Here is a 17,952-nt window from a genome sequence, read left to right as displayed (position 1 = left end):
GAACGTTATACTGGTGGTGACACTTTTTCCTAAAGGAGGCCGTTATGACCACACCACAGAGTAAAGTCGCCATTATCACCGCATCAGACTCGGGCATCGGCAGCCGCTGTGCTGAAATGCTGGCAGAGCAGGGCTTTGACATTGGTATCACCTGGCGTTCTGATGAAGAGGGCGCGCAACATACCGCACAGTTAGTGCGGGACAAAGGCCGGCGTGCGGAGATTATCCAGCTGGATTTGGCCGATCCTGAACAGGGCGGCCGGTCACTGCAACAGCTGATTGATCAGTTTGGCCGCATTGACGTACTGGTGAACAATGCCGGGGCTAATTTCAAAGCGGATTTCCTTGATGTCACCTATGAAGACTGGCGTAAAACCTTTGCCGTCGACGTGGATGGCGTCTTCGTCTGCGGCCAGATTGCGGCCCGTAAGATGGTTGAGCAGGGCGAAGGTGGTCGTATTATCAATATCACCTCGGTGCATGAGCACACGCCGCTGCCCGGTTCGGTGGCCTACACGGCAGCAAAACATGCGGCGGGCGGTCTGACCAAATCGATGGCGCTGAGCCTGCTGCCGCACAATATTCTGGTTAATGCGGTGGCACCTGGCGCTATCGCCACGCCGATGAATAAGATGAGTGACGAAGATGCGCACAAGGTGAAGATGCCGGAGATCCCGGCTGGTCGGCCCGGCGACACCCACGAAATCGCCAGTATGGTCGCCTGGCTCTGCTCTGAGTGGGCGACCTACACCACCGGCCAGTCCTTTATCATCGACGGCGGATTCATGCTGGCGAATCCGCAGTTCAAAGGTTACTGATTGGCCCGACGGTTATGCCAGCGGCGGATCACCCAGCGCAGCACAAAGGCAAACACGATCGCACCGACCAGCCACAGCAGATGCTTCAGGTGCTGGTCGAGTTTGTGCAGCCACGGGGCGATGATGCCGCCGGCAAAGTAGCCGAGGGTGACAAAAATCAGCGCCCAGATTGCCGCCCCAATCACGTTGAGAATGAAAAACTTCATCGGATTGAGGCGGCTGGCACCGATGATGATGGGACCAATCAGCCGGAAGCCATACATAAAGCGCACGCCGATAACAAACAGGCTCGGTCGCTGCTTGATCAGCCTGTTCGCCTTGACCACTTTATCCTGATGTTTTTTCAGACGACGCAGGATGCGCGCGCCGTAGCGGCGCCCAATCCAGTAGAGCAGCTGATCGCCAATGATGCCGCCAGCCATCGCGGCCAGCACCACGCCCGCATAGTGCAGCAGGCCCTCATGGGCGGCGACGCCGCCGAGTAAGGTAAAGGTTTCGCCTTCGGCAATACAGCCAATCAACAGCGCCAGATAGCCGTACTGGGTAATTAATCCGTTGATATCCAAATGCAAAGCGACTCTCCCTGTTTGTGTCTGTTTCTTTAAGTCTATACGCGTTTTGGCTTCGCTTCCGCCCACCGTCCGCCCCTGCGCTTATCTTTGCTGTTTTTTTGCTCAGCGACCCCGAAAGTTGTACTGCTGTTTATACTTGAACTGTCGCTGCCCTCAGAGACCCTCTTGCCGTTCCGGGCAGCCCTTCGCATCAGAGGAGTGACTGTATGAACCATGTCTGGGGACTTCTGGCGCATCCGAATCAGGAAATGCGTCATATCAAGCAAGAGAATGAGAGCGTCTCGCACCATTACACCCACCATGTCCTGTTGATGGCGGCGATCCCGGTTATCTGCGCCTTTATCGGCACTACGCAACTGGGCTGGAATCTCGGTGAGGGGCAGTTTGTACAGCTTAATATCGCGACCGGGATTGGGCTCGGTATCCTGTTCTATCTGATTATACTGGGTGGCGTGACGGTGATGGGTCGGGTGATCCACTGGATGGCACGTAATTATCCGCAACGGCCAGGCGTACAGCGCTGCACCGTGTTTGCTGGCTATGTCGCTACACCGCTGTTTCTTAGTGGACTGGTGGCACTCTATCCGCTGGTCTGGCTCTGCGTGCTGGTCGGCGCTTTAGCGCTGGTCTATACCGGCTATCTGCTCTACATCGGCATTCCGCTGTTTCTGAATATTGACCGTGAAGAGAGCCTGCGTTTCTCCGGCTCCACGCTGGCGATTGGCGTGCTGGTGTTTGAAGTGTTACTGGCGATGACCGTCATTCTGTGGGGTTATGGACCCCGACTGTTCTGATCTGCCGTTGCCGCCGTGCTGGCGGCAGCGCCTTTTTTAACGCCCGGAAACAATCTCACCAGGAAATTTCTTAACCTTCAGCGTATGATGCTGCTGCCAGCCCGCGCTCTGACTGCACTGATGCGGGCGGCCTGTGTCTGACACAGCGCACAATCTCAACCGGGTCTTTTTTCTACGATGCCTGCAAAAATTCGTTTCACTTTGTTCTCGCTGGCGCTGCTCGTTTCCGGGCAGGGAATGGTTTTACCGGCGCAGGCGTCCACCTCGCTGTCACAAATGGCGCCGATTGCTCAACCGCAGATTGCCTCTGGCAGCGCGATGATTGTCGATCTCACCAGCAATAAAGTGCTGTTTTCCAGTCATCCGGATCGGGTCAGGCCGATCGCGTCCATCACCAAACTGATGACCGCAATGGTGGTGCTGGACGCGCATCTGCCGATGAATGAGATGCTGACGGTCGATGTCAGCCAGACGCCGGAGATGCGCGGGGTATTTTCACGCGTCAAACTCAACAGCCAGATCAGCCGCCGCAATATGCTGCTGCTGGCGCTGATGTCTTCTGAGAACCGGGCCGCTGCCAGCCTGGCACATGCCTATCCAGGCGGCTATAACGCTTTTATCCGGGCGATGAACGCCAAAGCGCGCGCGCTGGGCATGAAACAGACCCGCTACGTTGAGCCGACCGGGCTTTCCACGCAAAACGTCTCCAGTGCCCAGGACCTGATTAAGTTACTTAAGGCGACACGGGAATATCCGCTGCTCGGCGCGCTCAGTACCACTAAAGAAGAAACCGCCGTCTTCACGCATCCGAGCTACGCGTTGCCATTCCGCAACACCAATCATCTGGTGTACAAAAATGACTGGCGCATTCAGCTGACCAAAACCGGCTACACCGACGAGGCGGGCCACTGCCTGGTGATGCGCACCATGATCAACAATCGCCCGGTAGCGCTGGTGGTGCTGGACGCCTTTGGCAAATATACCCACTTTGCGGATGCCAACCGCCTGCGTGACTGGATTGAAACCGGCAAGGCTGCGCCGGTGCCGGCCGCCGCGCTGGCCTACAAAAAACAGAAATCAGGTCAGGTCGCCAGCAATGGTGCCAGCAGTGCCGGGGTTGAGTAGAGCATAGCCGGTGTGGCGCCTCAGGCGCACCGGCGGTGTTCTGGCTGCACCAGAGGGCGACACGGCGGCAACCGCCGTGATCCGCCCGCCAGCCGCAGCGGAGGCCAGTGGTCTCTGTTGCGGCCTGAACAGCCTGAATACGGAACAATAATTGCCCGCTATTCCTATAGTTTCATCGCTTGCAAAGCCCTACACTACGCGCGAATGGCGAGGGTAGATCGCCTGATTATGCTGCTGGAATCTCACTGATATGTTTAAGCTACGATCCCTTTTTGCGCTGTTAATGCTGGCTCTGGTGGCGTTTGCCCCGGCGTGGTCGCAGGCAGCGGACGATGCGGCGAGCGCCGCACAAGAACAAGATGCCCCGCCAAAAGTCAATGCGGCGGTCGAACTGCCGAAAATGCAGAAGATCCTCGATAAAATCAAAAGCCAGATCTCGGGCGATACCGGCGAAAGTAAGCTGACGCAACTGAATGAAATGGCGCTGGAGCTGTCAGGCAATGCCGACACGCTGGGCCAGGCGCTGCTGCCCGAACGCCAGCAGCTTGATGCACAGCTGGCGGTGCTGGGTCCGGCACCGAAGCCGGACAGCGGCATGAAAGAGACCGCGGAAGTGACGCGCAAGCGTCACGCGCTGGAGAATCAGAAGGGCAAACTCGACGATCAGATCAAGCAGGCGGAAGGCATCAAAAACGGTGCACTGATGCTCTCTTCGCAAATCGTTAACCTGCGTCGCGATCAGCTTAAGAGCCAGCTGGCGCTTAACTCGGGCAGCATCCTCGGACCGCGCTTCTGGGCACCGGTGCTCAGCAGTCAGGATCTGGACGGCGAGAAAATCGGTGAATTCCTGCAGGAGTTGCAGGACACCGCGGCACTCTCGTGGGAGCCGGGCTGGCGCGTTGGCAGTGCGGCCTGGATACTGGCTGCGCTGCTGGTGATGACGCTGGGACGTCGCTACAGTGAAGAGTTCCTCGCCTGGGTCAGCATTCATAAATTGCCGGAAGGGCGACTGCGCCGCAGTTTCCTGGCGGCAGCGATTGCCATCACCACGCTGGTGGCGGTGGTGCTGACCTTCAACTTTATTGCGCTGGCGTTTACCCGCCGTGATGACGTGTCAGACAACGTACAGGATTTTGTTGATCGGCTGGTCCAGCTTAGCGTGTTCTGCGGTTTAATTGCCGGACTGGGCCGCGCGTTTCTCTCTACACGCCGACCAAGCTGGCGTTTGCCAACCATCTCCAATGAAGTGGCGATGGCGCTGAAGCCTTTCCCGCCGATCACTGCCGTACTGGTGTTTATCTTCCAGACGATGGAGGCGTTTAACTACAGCGTCGGCACCAGCCTGAACACGACTATCTTCGCCAACGGTCTGACGGCGTTACTGATTGGCAGCACCGCGCTGGCGATCAGCATCCGCACCAACCGGGTTCGCCGCCGCATGACGCAGGCGGGCACGCCACCCGAGGCGCGATCGACGCTGGTCGGGCTGATTCAGATGGGCCTGACCCTGACGGCGCTGGCGATTCTGCTGTCGCTGGTTATCGGCTACGTGACGCTGGCGCGATTCCTGAGTTATGAGGTGATCTGGTGCGGCCTGCTGTTTGGTTCGTTCTACTTCCTCAGCCATCTGCTGAGTGATGGCTGTGAAAGCCTGTTTTCGACCAGTAACTCCTCCGGACGGCGTATTCAGAGCTCGCTGAATATCAACGAGCGTCATCTGCAACAAACTGCCACTCTGCTGACGGCCCTGGGTAAAACCGTGCTGGTGCTGTTTGTGGTGCTGGCGCTGCTGAACGGGACTTTCGCCTCTTCAACCCCGATTGAGCTGCTGCAGAAAGCGATTGAGTTCTGGGGCGGTAAAGGGCTGGAGTCGCTGAATATTGTGCCGGCGCATATGGTCAACGCGCTGGTCTGCCTGGTGGTCGGCATCTATGTGCTGCGGTCAATTCGCCGCTGGCTGGACAACGATTTCCTGCCAAAAACCACCATGGACGTGGGGATGCGGGTGTCGCTGGTGACGCTGTTCAGCAACATTGGCTACGTGCTGATTATTCTGCTGACGCTGTCGATCATGGGCCTGCAGTGGAACAAACTGGCGTGGATCGTCAGTGCGCTGTCGGTCGGTATCGGTTTTGGCCTGCAGGAGATTGTGAAGAACTTTATCTCGGGACTGATTCTGTTAACCGAGCGTCCGGTGAAAGTGGGCGATCTGGTGACAATCAGCGGCATAGAAGGGGATATCCGCCGGATCAACGTGCGCGCCACCGAAATTCAGTTAGGCGATAAATCGACCGTCATCGTGCCGAACTCGCAGTTCATCTCGCAGAACGTGCGTAACGCCACCATGGGCAATGCACAGGGCGTGGTGACTATCACGCTCACCTTCCCGTTGAATATCGATCCGTCTAAAGTGCGCGATATCCTGCTGGAGGTCTATAACGAAAACGAACGCATTCTGGAGACGCCAGAGCCGTCGGTGTCGTTCAAAGATCTCACCCAGCAGGGGATTATACTGAGCGTGACCGGCAACGTGGCCGGACAGCGCCAGATCGCTGGCGCGAAGAGCGACCTGCTGTTTGATATTCTGACCCGCCTGCGTAAAGAGGGAATTCTGCTCTCTACGCCGCAAACCATGATTATCGAGCGTCGCCAGCAGGCGGTGGCAGCCAGCGAAGAAGAGAAGCTGCTGTCATAACGCGAATCGCCTGATCCGGATGTCATGATTCTGAGGCCGACAAAAGTCGGCCTTTTTTATTGGGTTTACCGGCCTGGCAGCCTGGGCTGATAAATCCGGTCTGACATTGCCAGGCCACACCACGGCCGCGCGTTGTCCCTCTGCTTTACAGTGACTCAACCCGGCTGCTGCGGAGCCCATTGGCGCTGACCGAACGTACCTGTACTGCACCACTCACCTGCGGTGGTTGAGCAGCATCGTACCGCTGCCAGTGTGTGCCATTATCCAGACTGTATTCCAGCGTCACACCAGGCAACGCAACATTCATCGCCAGCACGCCTGCGACAATTTTCGCGCCCGGCACTGGCAGGCGATAAGCGATACCGGCTTTGTCCAGCTTCGCCAGCTCACGCTGTCCCAGCAGGTTAGCGAAGCGTTGCCAGTCCTGCTGGAGCGCATGACGATCCACCAGACGGGTCTGTCCGCCGATAAATTCCCGTCCCGCACGGTAGTCCAGCTCCCAGCTGGCGCGATGCCAGCTGCGCTCTGCCACCGCAAACAAACGGGGATAAATCATATATTCCATCTGCGGGTCGGTACGCACGGTTTCACTCCACAGCTGGGCGGAAAGACCATAGGCACCGGTCCAGGGCTTATCTGATTTAGCGCTGAAAGCGTTACCGTCGCGATCTGTTGAGGTCTCAGCATTCTGCGGCAGGTTATCGGGGGCGAAGGAAAATATTTTGCGTTCATCACTGAAGCGGGTGCCCCAGTAGTAGCCGCGTTCCAGCGGATTGACCTCAGAGGGGAAATCGAGATAGAGGTAGTCGGGGCTGGAAATCACCACATCATAGCCTTTCTGTGTCCAGTCGCTGGCGCTGTCAAAACCGCCCCAGTAGAGGGTATCCCAGAAATTGACCGCCACGCGTGGGGTGGCGAACGCACGCGCATCTTTTGCATCTTTTAAACCGTCCTGCCACGCCTGCATTTTGCCGATACCGTGACGCTGGACAATTGCACTGACCGTCAGCGCAAAATAGCTCGGCAGGTGCGCCAGATCTTTTACTTTTCCGCTGCTGACCAGCGCCTGACAAACCTGCGATTTAGCCCAGGGCCGATCTTCCTGCTGCCAGTCGCGCAGGCCGGTGCCGGGCTCAGGCTGGTGGCGATCGGAGTAGCCCGGACCAAAGCGAATATTTTTTGCTTCGTCACCACCAAAATGCCAGCTGGTTAACGGCTGTCCCGCTTCGCGGTGCATCGCCTGAATCTCACCGATCACTTTGCCGACAAAGCGCTGTGAACCATCAATGCAGGGATTGAGATAGCTGGTGCGATCGTAGAGCTGCACCGACGTGGTATTGGAGTCATCCGTCGGATCGATCAGGCGATACGCACTGGCCTGAGCGGGTTGCCCGGCACGCATCAGTCGCTGGTAGCGCGCCTCCATGGCAATCACTGCCGCACGCGCATGGGCGGGCATATCGATCTCCGGGATGACGGTGATATGGCGCGCCTGCGCATACTCCACAATCTCGATGTAGTCGCGCGACTGAAATAGCCGCTGCCGTTGTTGTCACTGAACGGACCCGACCCGAGCTGCGGCAGCAGGCAGCGCTGTTCAGTGAGATCATGGCAGCGCTGGCTGCCCACCCTGGTTAATTCCGGCAGGCCGGGAATTTCAATCCGCCAGCCTCATCATCACTCAGGTGAAAATGGAAAGTATTCATCTTCCACGCCGCCATCTGATCGAGCAGCCGCAGTACCGCCTGTTTGCTATGGAAATTGCGCGCCACATCAAGAAAGGCACCGCGATAGACGAAGCGGGGCGCATCTGTCGCGTCCAGCGTGGCGATCTGCGGGGCACCGTCAGCCGGGATCAGGGAGAGAATCGACATCAGCCCATAAAACGCCCCGGCGGCGTCGTAGCCGACGATGCTGGCACTGCGGGCGTTGATATTCAGCCGGTAAGCACCGGATTTGGCCAGTGCGCCGCTGAAATAGCCTGGCCGGATGTCACTGGTAATCGCATAGCCCGACGCGTGTTGTTGGACACCCAGTTGCTCAAAGCGCTGAACAACCGCCTGACGCGTAGCGGTACTCAGCCCGTTGAGCGACAGCGTGACGCCGCGGCTGAGTGACGCATCGTGCGGATGGAGTTTAACGTCAAGTGGCGTCGGGCTGATCTGACCGCGTAATGCTGAAGCGGGCAGAGGCGTGATATCGCTGTTTTTATCAAAGCGGCTGACTGGCTGCATCAGCACATTGTGGTCATCCGCGCTGCGTCGCCAGTTATCCCCAAACGGCAGCACAAACTTGCTGAGATCTTCGCTGTCGGTGCTGGTAATGATTTGTGGCGTTGCCTGACCGGCGGTGACATACCAGCGCGGCATCACATCGGTGATAAACAGTTGCCAGTATTCGTTCACGATCGGGATCTCTACCGACTCGCCAGCCCCGATGCCGGTGAACTTATCGGTAGGCTCAAGGCGGGTTAAATCACCGACAATATGGGTCATCTTAAACTGGTCGTTATCCACCCGCAGCGTCTGATGGACGTTGCTCATATAAATGGCCCACTGTCTGTCCGTCAGCGCCGGACCGTGGTTGGTCAGGGTAATGGTGGCGCGGTTACAGGCCGCCCAGTCGGCCCCTAATGCCGCGCAGTCGATACCGTGCAGGGCGGCCAGATTATCCTTTACCTGATAGGTCACGCCAAACTGGCTGATCTGGTTTACCAGCGACTGCTCTGACGGACTGGCAGGGCTGGAGAGGGCAACGCTCAGCAGGCTGAGCGCAAAAAGACGTTGGGTTAACATGGTCATCATCCTTGTATCGGCTGGAGAGGGATCCGGGTCTGCGGCGTGCGGTCAGAACAGGGTAAAGGGTGCGATCACCATCAGTTTGATATCCTTCTCGTCCTGAAAAATATTGCCATAACCCCCGCTGTAACTGGGCAGATTGCTGTGATTGTCGTAGCGGGTGTAGTGCAGTTTAAACAGCGTATCTTTAGCGCGGCCCTGCTGAACCTGGTAGATCAGATCGAGATTCCAGGCGGACTCTCTCAGCCGCTGACTCTGGTCAAACCGGGGCTGGGTGGCGGGTCGGGCGTCCCAGCCCCAGACCCGGGAGCCACCTACTTTCCAGCCCGCCAGCTGCCAGGGCGTTAAGTCGAGCAGGGCACCGACAAAAATCGCTTTTTCACCGTTGGCGTTCCAGTCGGAGCGGGCATCCCACCAGATATCCAGTCGTCCATTGGAACTGGCGTAACCTGGCGTCATACGTTGTAAAAAGAAGCCCTGATTCCCTTCGGCTTTGACCCAGCTGCCTTCCAGCCGCAGATCGACCGGACCGACGCGATAGCCAAAGGTGAGCGCCTGCAGCCAGGCAAGACCGTCATAAACGTCATTAGCATTGCTGGCACCGCCCTGTTGTTTATCGTGCGCGCCATAAAACTGATAACTGGTGTGCAGATCGTTACCGCTGAACGGCATCGTCCATGAGGTTTTTACGAAATATTGATCGATATATCCCACAGCCTGACCGAATGCGACTTCCACCATCAGACTATTGTTGAAACTATATTTTGCACCAATGGAATGGAGGTAACGAATATCTGTAACGCCATCCGCCTGGCGGAAATGATATAATTCGCGATACCACGGCGATTTATATCGGTCACTCCAGAGGTAAGAGAATAATAATCTGCCTGCCTCGCCGAAATCATAGCGGGAACCCGCTTCAAATCCCCGGTAAGTTCCCGGTAAAAAACTCCAGTGTGGTAAAATTAAAGTCTGGCCGGTGGGCTGGATATAACCCGTACGCATCCAGTTATCATTAAATTTAAATTTGAGCGCCGCCTGATATATCGAGACACCACTGGTGTCGCCACGCCATTTTTCATCCCAGCGACGCCGCGCCTGGCTAAAACCGATTTCATTCGGGGCCGCCGGACCGCTGTTAGCCAGTTCTGCTGCGCCATACAGGGCAAAATCGACGCCCACCCAGCCTGCAGCGTAGCCTGACTGATATGCCAGATTGCTGTTCAGCGTGGCGTGATGCAGATGAGCCCGATACTCACCATGATATTCATTTGCCGAATCAAGCTCTTTGCGATCGCGCTGACGCTGCCAGTAAAAAATATTCCCTTTTAACGAGCTCTCTTCAATAAAACCCGCTCCATAAGCGGGTAATGCCGATAAGGCTGACATAAAGGTTGTTATAATAACGATTTCTGTTAACGCGAAGGCGTAATTAATCTGACGCATCGCTCATCCTCCCTGAATGAATAGCGAGCAATTTGATTATAAAAATATAAACTTTTGCCAATCTATTTTTCATGACGAAAAGGATCAACCGGCCGTTGATCCTTTTGTGAGAGGTTGCTCAGAAAGAAAAAGTGCGCAAATAAAGCAGTCGCGACATTAGAATGCGAATTAATTTTTATCGCTATCAATGTTATTTAGCTTAATCAGCCTTGTTAAGGAAAGTAATGCACGCAGCCGGGACCCCGTTAACAGCGTCCGGTCATTAAAAAGCCTGCCCGGATCGGCAGGCTTTAGTGGCAGAAGAGCGCTTTGTCGATAGATTAAGGCTGCCTGACCGCCCAGCCTTTTAGTTTGCTGGTTTTGCCCAGGCCCGGATTAAAACTGTTGGTGGGATCAAGCTGTCGGTAAAAGGCCGCCAGCTGCGGTTTGGCCTGATAGAGGTGACCGACATTGTGTTCCGCCGGATACTCCGCCCCGCGCGCCTGCAAAATCTCCAGCATCTGCGCTTTCAGCAGATGAGCATCAACCCCTTTTCTGACGATGTAATCCTGATGGAACACGTGACAGAAGAAGTGACCGTAGTAGAGGCAGTGGCTGAGCGACCCTTTTATCGCCTCGGGCAGGGTTTCAAACCAGTTGGGATCGTTGCGGCGCAAGGCGATATCCAGTGCCAGAATATCTTCCACCTCTTCCGCATGCACTGCGTGATAGCGCACCGCTGCACCTGCGGCGGCAAAACGATGCAGAAACGCATGGGCACCTTCTTTCCCTTCGCACTCGAAAAATTCGCCGCCGCCTTCGCGAAAGTAATCGCGCAGGTAGTTACGCGCTTCGGCCACGCCGTCACCGGACATTTTCAGCATCAGGTAGTGTTCATATTTGTCGCGATACTGCTTCATGCGTTTCGGCAGATGGGCCGGGAACAGCTGGCTCAGGCGCTGCAACAGGCGATCGCTGAAGTGCGGTTTAATGAATGACAGTTTGCTCAGCCAGGCATCCACACGACCTTTCAGGGTGAAGAACAGCGGCATCTTATCGGTGCCCAGCTTGTCGATCATCAGGAAAGTGTCTTTGCCGTAGACTTCGGCGATGTCATAGATGTCGCGGTGCATATATTCACCCGCCACCGGCAGATTGCTGAAGTGCGCCAGCATGTGGCGGCGGATATCGCTCAGTACGCTGGGATCGTTGGTACCGATATAGAACACCTGCTGCTGCGGTTCGCTGGCAAAAGTATCAAGACGCACGGCGAATACCGCCAGTTTACCGGCACAGCCAGATGCCTCAAACAGGCGACGCGCGTCGGCGTTATAGCGGGCCGGCGTGTCAGCATCGATCTCGCGTACCCGGCTGGCATATTCATGATCGGAGGCGTGACGTCCATCATGAAGGACATCGGTCTGCTGCCAGCGATCGTCATCCAGCCGGCCCAGAATCTCTTCCGGTGAGTGGCCTAAATCGATGCCGAGATGGTTAACCAGCCGCAGTTTTCCCTGCGCATCTATCTGCGCGAACAGTGCCATTTCACTGTAGGCCGGGCCGCGTTTAATCAGCGAACCGCCGGAGTTATTACAAATCCCGCCCAGCACCGAGGCACCAATGCAGGACGATCCAATCACCGAATGCGGCTCGCGTCCCAGCGGTTTAAGCACTTTTTCCAGCTGATAGAGCGTGCTGCCGGGAAACGCCAGCACCTGCTTGCCTTCATCAATTAACTGGAGCTTATCCAGCCGCAGGGTACTGATGATCACCAGCGGACGATCGTAATCGTCGCCGTGCGGGGTGGAGCCTTCTGTCAGGCCGGTATTGGCTGCCTGCATCAGAATGATGGCGTCGGCATTGACCAGCGTCTGCAACACGCGCCACAACTCCAGCAGCGTGGCAGGAAACACTACCGCCAGCGCGTCGCCTTCGCCGGAGCGAAAGCCTTTACGGTAGCGGGCGGTCTGTTCAGGTTCAGTAAGCAGATGCGTAGGGCCGACCAGGCGGCGCAAGTCAGAAAGCAGGGCAGAGGTCTGTTTCATGGGCAATTCCCTTGTCTTATTAGTGCGTCATTACTGTAGCACGTCAACCCGCTGCAACGCAGTGTGACACCGGCAGGCTACCTGCTATTCTCTTCTTGTGGCACACTGCCGCCTGTTTATTCGATATTGCGCAGTTACTTAAGAGAACCCAACCTGATGAAATGGATTTACTCTGTTAGTCTCGCTGTCTCCCTTGCGATGCAACCGGCATTGGCTGAGACAATGCCAGGTAACCACCCGATGACCGAACAGGCGCGGGATGCCTTCGTCAACGATCTGCTTAAAAAAATGACGCTGGATGAAAAGATCGGCCAGCTGCGTTTAATCAGCGTCGGGCCTGATAATCCAAAAGAAGTCATCCGTGAGATGATTCAAAAAAGTCAGGTTGGCGCCATTTTCAATACCGTGACCCGTCAGGATATCCGTGCGATGCAGGATCAGGCGATGCAGCTCAGCCGTCTGAAAATTCCGCTGTTCTTCGCCTACGATGTGATCCACGGCCAGCGCACTATTTTCCCGATTCCGCTCGGCCTGGCCGCCAGCTGGGATCTTGAGGCAGTCAAAGAGGTGGGACGGGTTTCCGCCTATGAAGCGGCCGACGATGGTCTGAATATGACCTGGGCGCCGATGGTCGATGTCAGCCGTGAACCGCGCTGGGGGCGTGGCTCGGAAGGCTTTGGCGAAGATACCTACCTGACCGGCGAAATGGGCCGCAGCATGGTGCAGTCGATGCAGGGCAAAAGCGCGGCCGACCGCTATAACATTATGACCAGCGTCAAACACTTCGCCCTGTATGGCGCGGTGGAAGGTGGACGCGATTACAACACCGTCGACATGAGCCCACAGCGGATGTTCCAGGATTATCTGCCGCCCTATAAAGCCTCACTGGATGCCGGCAGTGGCGGCGTGATGGTGGCGCTGAACTCAATCAACGGTGTTCCGGCTACCGCCGATGGCTGGCTGCTGAAAGATCTGCTGCGTGATAAGTGGAAATTTAAAGGAATTACCATCAGCGATCACGGCGCGATCAAAGAGCTGATCAAGCATGGCGTCGCCAGCGATCCGCAGGATGCGGTGCGTATCGCACTGAAATCGGGCGTCGATATGAGCATGAGCGACGAATATTACAGCAAATATCTGCCTGATCTGGTGAAGAGCGGCGCGGTCAGCATGGCGGAAATCGACGATGCGGCGCGTCACGTGCTCAACGTCAAATATGACATGGGACTGTTTAACGATCCCTACAGCCATCTGGGACCGAAAGAGAGCGATCCGCAGGATACCAATGCCGAAAGCCGCCTGCATCGGGCCGAAGCGCGCGATGTGGCACGCAAAAGCATGGTGCTGCTGAAAAACCGGCTGGAAACCTTGCCGCTGAAGAAGTCGGGCACCATTGCCCTGATTGGGCCACTGGCGGACAGTCAGCGCGACATTATGGGCAGCTGGTCAGCCGCTGGCGTGGCGAAACAGTCCATTTCGCTGCTACAGGGGATGCGCAATGCCACGGCGGGCAAAGCGACGCTGCTGTATGAAAAAGGCGCCAATATTACTGACAACAAAGGCATTCAGGATTTCCTCAACCTGTATGAACAGGCGGTATCGGTGGATCCACGTTCGCCGCAGCAGCTGATTGATGACGCGGTTGCAAAAGCGAAGCAGGCGGATGTGGTGGTCGCGGCGGTGGGTGAAGCGCAGGGGATGGCGCATGAAGCATCGAGCCGTAGCGATCTGGTGATCCCGCCGAGCCAGCAAAAACTGTTAGCCGCGCTGAAAGCCACCGGCAAACCGCTGGTGATCGTGCTGATGAATGGCCGTCCGCTGGCGCTGGTGAATGAGGATCGGATGGCTGATGCGGTGCTGGAAACCTGGTTCAGCGGCACCGAAGGCGGTAACGCTATCGCTGATGTGCTGTTCGGTGATTACAATCCGTCGGGCAAGCTGCCAGTCTCCTTTCCTCGCTCGGTGGGCCAGATTCCGATCTACTACAACCACCTGCCGACTGGCCGTCCTTACAATCCGGAGAAGCCAAACAAATACACCTCGCATTACTATGATGCGGCCAACGGTCCGCTCTATCCGTTTGGTTACGGCCTGAGTTATACCCGCTTCACCGTATCGCCGGTTACAATGTCATCCCGCACCATGCCGCGTAACGGCACGATTGACGCCAGTGTCACGGTGACCAACAGCGGCAAGCGCGACGGCGCGACGGTGGTGCAGATGTACCTCAACGATCCGGTCGCTTCCATCAGCCGTCCGGTGCAGGAGCTGCGCGGCTTCAAACGCATCATGCTGAAGGCGGGCGAGTCGCAGACCGTGACCTTTAAGATTGATGTCGATGCGCTTAAGTTCTGGAACCAGCAGATGCAGCAGGTGGCGGAACCGGGTAAATTTAATGTGATGATCGGGCTGGATTCAGTGCGTACCCAGGACGCCCGGTTCGACTATTTATAACCGTTCACCTTTCCTCGTTCTGGGGGAAGGTGACGCGGCGCGCCGGCAACAACGGCGCGCCGCCTCCTTTCCGCTATCAGAGTGCTCATGATTAATCTGCGTGACCGCATCCAGCAACAGGTGTTTCGCCTTAACGGCCTGTCGCTGAATGAATTCGACATTTCTCAGCCGCCCGGCGATCCCGGCCTGTTTGGTCCGGACAGCGTTATCTGGCAGGTCCACGGTGATTTTACCTCGATGATGTGCGGCGGCATCAGTGCGCTGCTGTTACAGATGCTGCACCCGGCAGCGCTGGCGGGCGTCTGGGACCACTCCAATTTTCGCCAGGATATGATGGGCCGCCTGCGGCGCACCAGCCAGTTTATCGCGGTGACCACCTTTGGTAATACTCAGGATGCCCATACGCTGATTGAACGGGTGAAGCGAATCCACCTTAAAGTCAGCGGTGTCGACAGCGCCGGTAAACCCTATGCGGCCAGCGATCCGCATCTGCTGACCTGGGTTCACGTGGCGGAAACCAGTCGCTTTCTGGCTGCCCATCTGCGCTATAAAAATCCGCATCTCAGTCGCGCCGATCAGGATCGCTATTATCAGGAAGCCGCATTGATCGCCGAAGCGCTGGGAGCGGAGAAGGTGCCTAAAAGCGTCGTCGATGTTGCGGATTACCTGCAACAGATGCGTCCGGAGCTGCGCTTTGATCAGCGCACGGCGGAAGTAACGCATTTGCTGATGAATGCCCCTGCACCGAGCTGGCAGGCGAGGCCGGTGATGAAGATAATGCTGAAATCAGGCTTTGGCCTGATGCCGGACTGGGCGCAGGCGATGTCGGGTCGTGAAACCGGCCGCTTTCAGCAGGCGATAATCGATCAGCAGATCGCGGCGATTGCCGTCGGGTTACGCTGGTCGATTCAGCGCGGCGCCTGGTATCGGGCGATGGTGCGAATGGGAAGGGATGTGGGGTGAGGAGCTCAACCGGGTTATCAATGTCCGCTTTGTGTCTGAAGCGGACGTTAGCAGAACGTCTGTGACAAACCTTTCATGGCATTTTCAAGTTGTGGGCGAAGACGTTGTTAAAATTACGGCGTACTTCCTTTGCCAGTCAGTACAAGGGGGCTGAAAAGAAGCTCCAGATCTTACCTGCCTAATATTTTTAACTTTGGGCATATAACGTTGCTATAGTCTGGTGACGTTGGAAACCAGCCATATGAATGAACATTTTAATGAGCCAGGATAGCTCCGTGAAAAATAAACTCTTCTGCCTGCTATCTGTCTTTTCCGCCTTTGCCGCTGCAACACAATCCCCAGATGAAATCGTGGTTGCCGGGGGTAGATATTATGCCGGTAACGTTTTTGGCCAACATGACTATGCAGCACACGCCAACATCACGCTGAATACCTTCTGGATCATGCGTACTGAAATCACCTACCGGCTTTATTCAGATGTTCACGAATGGGCTGTTGAGCGTGGTTATGTATTCGGTGTCGGATGTAATGGGGCCGCTTACGAGGACTGCCGGCCGGGGGATACAGACAACGGTGCACATCCGGTTACCAGTATTGAATGGTCAGATGCGGTGATTTTTGCAAATGCCCTGAGTGAAAAGGCAGGGCTGAGACCGGTCTATCTCAATAATAATGGCGTCCCGGCACGCGACAGTTCCCGTTACGAATTTACCCAGGATGCCCGGGCTAATGGTTACCGCTTACCCACGGCCGAGGAATGGCAGGTTGCCGCCCGTGGAGGAAAGGCTGGACTGGAAAATGGCTCGTATGGTTTCAGATTTGCTGGCAGCAACAACGCAAATGCTGTCGCCTGGTTCCCTGACTTCAACGATCCGCATTTCGGCACTGTCCGTGTGAAAAGCCTGCGGCCCAACGCGCTCGGTCTGTATGACATGAGCGGTAACGTTTCGGAATGGGTTGATGCTTTCGACACCCTTTCCGGTATGAAAATGTACTATTTTTGCGGCGGCAGCTTCTTGTTGCATACGGGCAGTCTGACCAGCTGCGATACGCACAGTGCCGGCTACGCCCTGCCGGACACTGGCTTCAGACTGGTGCGGAAATTTTGAACCTGAAAATGCCTTTTATAATACTGACAGCCATTCTGATAAGCCTTCCGGCTTCATTACAGGCAGATACCCTTATTTATCTGAAAAAGGGGCTGAACAGCATTGATTTGAATGGTGATGGCATACCAGACATCGTCTTTTCCGCGACTTATGACAATAACACTTCTCATCCCAGTGAGACCCTCAACGTCTTTATCAGACAGGGAAAAAACTGGTTTATCGTACCGGTTCCGGACGACGATGGCTTTACGTGGGCAGATTTAAGACTGTCAGCCTCTGCCCTAAAGGTAAGCGGCACAGAACTTCACCGCTATAAAGGTCGGGTTTACCTTATCAGGGCTGTCAAATATGCCGGCAGCGCCGGTGGCGGAGACCTTACCGATAAATCGCGAGTCAGGTTTTCACGATTCCGGCTGGAGGAAAATAACGACGATCCCGGGACGTCTGTTTTTTACTGGGATCCGGCAGGAATTTATCTCACTGAACACACTTTTGATGAAGTGAATGAAGCTTTTCAGATTCTGGATATGGAGAAATTTCGTTGAAATGTATCACAGGGATTTTGCTTTTTTTCCTGTCGTTCTGCTGTTGTGCGGGGTACAAAAGTCAGTACCGTGAGCTTATACAGCAGTCACTTAATCGGCAGTCTCTTTGTCTGGGTGAAAAGCAGTGGCCGGTTTCAATAAGAACAGGTACTGACCAGTGGATTAATGCAAAAATGGAGGCGCTTGTCGATGCCGGCCTTATCATCGCTCATGTGAAAGCAGGCAGTAAAATCTGGCAGCTAACCCCGTACGGCCAGGCTTCATTTACGAAATATCATGATTTCTGCTATGGAACCATGCGCGTCAGAAGCATAAAGGCTGTCTCGACAGATAACAAAGGCATGACTGATGTGACATTTACCTATTATATTCATGCCCTGCCAGACTGGGCGAAAAATCACTCAGTACGCGTTGCCAATACTGATCTCGATAATCTGGTCATGGGTATTGATTCAGTGCGATACCAGGCCCTCTTTAATACGGACAACCAGGGAAATCTCCGTCTTATCAGTGAACCTGAACAGCTTGATTTACTGTATTAGCAGACGGGCCTGAAAAATTTTTTGGGGCTTAAAGCTTCGCAATCCACTTTGTTTAACAGTGTAAAGA

Annotated in this window: 12 protein-coding genes and 1 pseudogene; 9 read left to right on the top strand and 4 right to left on the bottom strand. The window is 55.7% G+C overall.

The window, feature by feature from the left end:
- Positions 1-44 precede the first annotated feature (44 nt).
- Positions 45-818 carry an SDR family oxidoreductase gene (locus HA41_RS02275; RefSeq protein WP_094119402.1) on the top strand — a complete coding sequence of 258 codons (774 nt, stop codon included), beginning with the start codon at positions 45-47 and terminating at the stop codon, positions 816-818.
- On the opposite strand, the gene HA41_RS02270 is transcribed toward HA41_RS02275, so the two are convergent.
- The gene (locus tag HA41_RS02270; RefSeq protein WP_094119401.1) at positions 812-1,390 is read right to left on the bottom strand and encodes a DedA family protein; all 579 of its coding nucleotides are present in this window, start codon (positions 1,388-1,390) and stop codon (positions 812-814) included. The two genes, HA41_RS02275 and HA41_RS02270, sit on opposite strands and share 7 nt — an antisense overlap.
- 206 nt (positions 1,391-1,596) lie before the next feature.
- On the opposite strand from HA41_RS02270, the gene HA41_RS02265 reads away from it, so the two are divergent.
- The 3 genes from HA41_RS02265 (at position 1,597) to HA41_RS02255 (ending at position 6,004) form a co-directional block, all read left to right on the top strand.
- Entirely contained in the window at positions 1,597-2,184 is a 588-nt protein-coding gene (locus HA41_RS02265) for a Yip1 family protein (protein WP_094119400.1), read from the top strand.
- A gap of 177 nt (positions 2,185-2,361) precedes the next feature.
- Positions 2,362-3,309, top strand: coding sequence for a D-alanyl-D-alanine endopeptidase (pbpG, locus tag HA41_RS02260; protein WP_094119399.1), 948 nt, complete (start codon positions 2,362-2,364; stop codon positions 3,307-3,309).
- A gap of 250 nt (positions 3,310-3,559) precedes the next feature.
- Positions 3,560-6,004: a DUF3772 domain-containing protein gene (locus tag HA41_RS02255; protein WP_094119398.1), complete on the top strand. Its 2,445-nt coding sequence runs from the start codon at positions 3,560-3,562 to the stop codon at positions 6,002-6,004.
- A gap of 145 nt (positions 6,005-6,149) precedes the next feature.
- On the opposite strand, the pseudogene HA41_RS02250 reads toward HA41_RS02255, so the two are convergent.
- The 3 genes and pseudogenes from HA41_RS02250 to dld form a co-directional block, all read right to left on the bottom strand.
- Positions 6,150-8,799, bottom strand: a pseudogene (locus tag HA41_RS02250) (beta-N-acetylhexosaminidase).
- A 51-nt stretch (positions 8,800-8,850) separates the two neighbouring features.
- Positions 8,851-10,248: a chitoporin ChiP gene (chiP, locus tag HA41_RS02245; protein ID WP_094119397.1), complete on the bottom strand. Its 1,398-nt coding sequence runs from the start codon at positions 10,246-10,248 to the stop codon at positions 8,851-8,853.
- Positions 10,249-10,568: 320 nt separating this feature from the next.
- Positions 10,569-12,272, bottom strand: coding sequence for a D-lactate dehydrogenase (dld, locus tag HA41_RS02240; protein ID WP_094119396.1), 1,704 nt, complete (start codon positions 12,270-12,272; stop codon positions 10,569-10,571).
- A gap of 156 nt (positions 12,273-12,428) precedes the next feature.
- Between dld and bglX the strand changes: the two genes are divergently transcribed.
- The 5 genes from bglX (at position 12,429) to HA41_RS02215 (ending at position 17,885) form a co-directional block, all read left to right on the top strand.
- Complete coding sequence (gene bglX, locus HA41_RS02235; RefSeq protein WP_094119395.1) at positions 12,429-14,726, top strand: beta-glucosidase BglX; 2,298 nt, start codon at positions 12,429-12,431, stop codon at positions 14,724-14,726.
- Positions 14,727-14,813: 87 nt separating this feature from the next.
- Positions 14,814-15,689 (top strand): oxygenase MpaB family protein, encoded by an 876-nt coding sequence (locus HA41_RS02230; protein ID WP_094119394.1) that lies wholly within the window; start codon positions 14,814-14,816, stop codon positions 15,687-15,689.
- 275 nt (positions 15,690-15,964) lie between these two features.
- A complete protein-coding gene (locus HA41_RS02225) occupies positions 15,965-16,798 on the top strand; it encodes an SUMF1/EgtB/PvdO family nonheme iron enzyme (protein WP_244175079.1) in 834 nt (277 codons plus the stop codon).
- Positions 16,795-17,343 carry a carbapenem self-resistance protein CarG family protein gene (locus HA41_RS02220; RefSeq protein ID WP_094119393.1) on the top strand — a complete coding sequence of 183 codons (549 nt, stop codon included), beginning with the start codon at positions 16,795-16,797 and terminating at the stop codon, positions 17,341-17,343. Before HA41_RS02225 ends, HA41_RS02220 begins: the two co-directional genes overlap by 4 nt.
- Positions 17,340-17,885, top strand: a complete 546-nt coding sequence (locus HA41_RS02215; protein ID WP_244175078.1) for a CpmK protein — start codon at positions 17,340-17,342, stop codon at positions 17,883-17,885. The genes HA41_RS02220 and HA41_RS02215 overlap by 4 nt, the downstream gene beginning before the upstream one ends.
- Positions 17,886-17,952 lie beyond the last annotated feature (67 nt).

It is taken from the genome of Pantoea conspicua (assembly GCF_002095315.1).
Lineage (GTDB): Bacteria > Pseudomonadota > Gammaproteobacteria > Enterobacterales > Enterobacteriaceae > Pantoea > Pantoea conspicua.
The sequence above is the reverse complement of the archived record's forward strand: the minus strand, read 5'-3'. Positions and strand labels throughout refer to the sequence as shown.